We start from the raw sequence: 3,720 nt of genomic DNA on the forward strand, positions 1-3,720 counted from the left end.
CGTTTCGCGGACATGCCGCCGGCGCGGATCGTGCCGATGCTGGCCGACGAAGGGGTGTACCTGGCCAGCGAGTCGAGCTTCAGCCGGGTGCTGCGCGCGGCAGGACAGAGCCGCCACCGCGGCCGAGCGCGCGCGCCCCGGCCGAGCAAGGCGCCCACCACGCACGTGGCCCGCGCGCCGGGCGAGGTGTGGTGCTGGGACATGACCTACCTGCCGTGCGAAGTGAGCGGGCGCTGGTTCTTTCTCTACCTGATCCTGGATCTGTACAGTCGCCGGGTCGTGGGCTTCGAAGTCCATGACAGCGACAGCGCCGACCATGCCGTGGCGCTGCTCAAGCGAGCAGCGCTGGCCGAGGGGCTGCACGGGTGCCCTCCCGAGCAACGGCCGGTGCTGCACGGCGACAACGGCGCCACGCTCAAGGCGACCACGGTGCTGGCCATGCTGCACTGGCTCAAGATCCGCCCGTCGTACTCCCGGCCTCGGGTGAGCGATGACAACGCCTTCGCCGAGAGCCTGTTTCGCACGGCCAAGTACCGCCCGGAGTTCCCGGCCAGCGGCGGCTTCAAGGATCTGCAGGCGGCGCGACAGTGGGCCAGTGCGTTCGTGCATTGGTACAACCACGATCACCGCCACAGCGGCATCCGCTTTGTGAGCCCGGCGCAGCGCCATGCAGGGCAGGACCGGAAGATCCTGGCCGCGCGCGATGCGCTGTACCGCCAAGCCCGTCAGGCGAACCCGAAACGCTGGTCGGGCAAGACCCGCGACTGGTCGCCGATCGGGGCCGTCACGCTCAATCCCGAGCGGGAAGGTGTGGCCGCGGCGGTCGATGCCGCGGCAGCTGAAATAAGCAGAGTCGCGGCATGACTCACGCGGCAACTACCTTGACATGCTCCGACGTCTCGCCGGCGCTGGTCTGGTCGAATCCGCCGGCCGGCACGAAGTCGTACGCGATCCAGGTCTACGACCCGGATGCGCCGACTGGCAGCGGCTTCTGGCACTGGGGCGTCTACAACATCCCGGCCTCGGTGACCTCGCTGGCGCAGGGCGCGGGCAACTCGGCGGCGACGCTGCCGGCCGGCGCGAACGGCGGCCACAGCGACTTCCACGACACCGGCGCCACCGGCGGCAACGGCAACTGGGGCGGCCCGTGCCCGCCGGTCGGCGACAAGCCGCACCGCTATGTCTTCACCGTGTTCGCGCTCGGCGTCGACAACCTGCACGCCGCCGCCGGCATCCCGAAGACCGGCTCGGCGGCGCTGCACGGCTTCGTGCTGAACAAGGGCCTGGGCGACAAGCTGCTCGGCAAGGCCTCGTTCACTGCGACCTACGGGCGTTGACGCGGGTCAGCTCACTTCAGGCCGGGCTTGCTCTGCGCAGAGGTCGCCGTAGTTCTGGTCCCGGATCCGTTGTTCTCGACCTTGGCCGCTCCCGCCGATGGACCTGAGGTCGTGCCGGTGGGTGATGTCGACGCCGGTTCGGTCACCGCAAGGGTGGTCGGGGCCGGGCGGGCCGGTTCGGCCTGCGCGAGCAGCGGTGCGCAGGCCGACAGGACCAGCACGGAGACGAAGGGGTGGTGATGCATGAAGAGGGCTCCCTGAAGATGACTGGGCATCGGGCAGGGCTGCCGTGGCGGAACCTGTCCCGATCCGGAAATTCTCTCCAGGGCATCCGGGCGGCGGGAGGCCACCCGTCGGATGCCGTCAGCCGGCGTGTCAAAGTGACATGACTTTTGTGGCCTGCTGGCGTCGGGCGTGCAGCCGTCTCAGAGCCAGCCCTTCGCCACCAGCGCCTTGCGGATCATGTCGGCCATCAGCTGGTGGCCGTAGGGCGTGGGATGGAAGCCGTCGGAGAAGGCATGGCGCTTGTACCAGTCGCTGCCGGTGACGCCGGTGGGCGGGCTGGCGGCCAGCGCGGCGTCGGTGCAGGTCGCGAAGGTGTAGGTCGGCAGGCCGTCGCTGCCGGTGCCGGTGACCGGGCAGGCGGGCGTGCTGGCGTTGCTCAGGCCGTAGGTGGCCGGCGAGGCGACCTGCGCGTCGAGCGTGGCCTGGAAGTCGACCACCGCGACCCGGCTGTCGCCGGCCAGGCGCGCGAGCAGTCGGCTGTTGTAGGCGCTGACCCAGCTGTCGAACAGCGCCGCGCTCTGCGCGCTGGCGGTGGCACCGGCGCTGGCGGTGATCGAGGCCAGCACCATCTGGAAGCGCGGCGTGCGGGTGATCGCCGGCATGTTCAGCACCGCCACCCGCTGCAGGCCACGGTCGAGCGCCTGGGTGGTGATCAGCGTGGCCATCCGGTCGGCCAATGCGCTCATGTAGGTCGCGCCGGCGCCGGCCAGGCCGGTCGTGCCGCCGGCGGCTGCCGCGGAGACCTGGGCCGAGGACAGCAGGCTGCCCAGCAGCGCGGTGTAGGCGGCGCCGCCGTCGGTCGGGGCCTTGAGATAGGCGGAGACCAGCGCCGCGGCATCGTTGCCGCCACCATCGATCAGCAGCAGGTCGCCGGCATGGAAGGAGCCGGCCGCGTTCGCGGCGGTGAACTGCACCGCCAGACCGCGCGGGTCCTGCGCACTCAGCGCGCTGCTGGCCGGATTGATCACTCCGCCGCCGACGGCGAAGTTGGTGCAGTTGAGCGTGCTGTCGGTGGCGAAGGTGGTGCCGGTGAAGCGGAAGAAGCTGCAGCCGCCGCCCAGGCCGTAGGACTGCGCGATCAGCTCCGGATAGATCGGGTTGCCCTGGATGGTGAACTTCAGCCCGAAGGTGCCGACATCGGCCAGGCTGTCGCCCATGACCTTCAGCGCGCCGACCTTCGGGCTGCTGCTGCCGTCATCGCCGCCGCCGCAGGCGGCCAGCATCAGGGCCGCGGCCAGTGCCACGGCTGCCTGGCTGAATCGGGAAAGGGAAGTCTGGATCATCGGATGTCTCCTGCTCTGCCGGGCGCAAAAAAGAACGCCCGTGCTATTTAGTGACATGCACTCTACGTGTCACCGCGACCTGATGCTTCCAGACAAACCCTCGGCGCGAGCCCATGAAAAAGGCCGCCCCTCGGGGCGGCCTTTTGGCTTGCGTGTCACGCGAAGCGTGGCTGGCTGATCACAGCAGCGACTTCAGGATGCGGCCCATCTCCGACGGATTACGGGTGACCTTGAAGCCGCACTCTTCCATGATGGCGAGCTTGGCGTCGGCGGTGTCGGCACCGCCCGAGATCAGCGCACCGGCGTGGCCCATGCGCTTGCCCGGAGGCGCGGTGACACCGGCGATGAAGCCGACGACCGGCTTCTTCATGTTGTCCTTGACCCAGCGGGCGGCTTCGGCCTCGTCCGGGCCGCCGATCTCGCCGATCATGATGACCGCGTCGGTGTCCGGATCGTCGTTGAAGGCGCGCATCACGTCGATGTGCTTCAGGCCGTTGATCGGATCGCCACCGATGCCGACGGCCGACGACTGGCCGATGCCCAGCTCGGTCAGCTGCGCCACCGCTTCATAGGTCAGCGTGCCCGAGCGGCTGACGACGCCGATGCGGCCCTTGCGGTGGATGTGACCGGGCATGATGCCGATCTTGATCTCTTCCGGCGTGATCAGGCCGGGGCAGTTGGGGCCCAGCAGCAGCGTCTTCTTGCCGCCGGCGGCTTCCTTGGCCTTCATCTTGTTGCGCACTTCCAGCATGTCCCGGACCGGGATGCCTTCGGTGATGCAGATCGCCAGGTCCAGGTCGGCCTCGACGGCTTCC

The 3,720-nt window shown here is 69.3% G+C and carries 5 protein-coding genes; 2 read left to right on the plus strand and 3 right to left on the minus strand.

The features are described from left to right. Positions 1-864, plus strand: an 864-nt coding sequence (locus NFT33_RS11350) for a DDE-type integrase/transposase/recombinase (RefSeq protein ID WP_251675396.1), incomplete at its 5' end; no start/stop codon positions are given. A gap of 17 nt (positions 865-881) precedes the next feature. Further along, positions 882-1,337 carry a YbhB/YbcL family Raf kinase inhibitor-like protein gene (locus NFT33_RS11355; RefSeq protein ID WP_309296142.1) on the plus strand — a complete coding sequence of 152 codons (456 nt, stop codon included), beginning with the start codon at positions 882-884 and terminating at the stop codon, positions 1,335-1,337. Positions 1,338-1,348: 11 nt separating this feature from the next. Here the strand turns inward: NFT33_RS11355 and NFT33_RS11360 are convergent, their stop codons facing one another. From NFT33_RS11360 to sucD, 3 genes are all read right to left on the minus strand, one after another. Then, the gene (locus NFT33_RS11360; protein ID WP_251675400.1) at positions 1,349-1,582 is read right to left on the minus strand and encodes a hypothetical protein; all 234 of its coding nucleotides are present in this window, start codon (positions 1,580-1,582) and stop codon (positions 1,349-1,351) included. Positions 1,583-1,762: 180 nt separating this feature from the next. Then, positions 1,763-2,905 (minus strand): SGNH/GDSL hydrolase family protein, encoded by a 1,143-nt coding sequence (locus NFT33_RS11365; protein WP_251675402.1) that lies wholly within the window; start codon positions 2,903-2,905, stop codon positions 1,763-1,765. 178 nt (positions 2,906-3,083) lie between these two features. Next, positions 3,084-3,720: succinate--CoA ligase subunit alpha (gene sucD / locus NFT33_RS11370; RefSeq protein ID WP_251675404.1), on the minus strand; the 637-nt coding region annotated here is incomplete at its 5' end.

The sequence above is a fragment of the Sphaerotilus sp. FB-3 genome, from assembly GCF_023706025.1.
Classification (GTDB): domain Bacteria; phylum Pseudomonadota; class Gammaproteobacteria; order Burkholderiales; family Burkholderiaceae_C; genus Sphaerotilus; species Sphaerotilus sulfidivorans.

What these genes read in the sequence shown, in the direction of transcription:
- NFT33_RS11360 (WP_251675400.1), bottom strand. Translation starts at nt 1,582, where the DNA reads ATGCATCACCACCCCTTCGTCTCCGTGCTGGTCCTGTCGGCCTGCGCA.
- NFT33_RS11365 (WP_251675402.1), bottom strand. Translation starts at nt 2,905, where the DNA reads ATGATCCAGACTTCCCTTTCCCGATTCAGCCAGGCAGCCGTGGCACTG.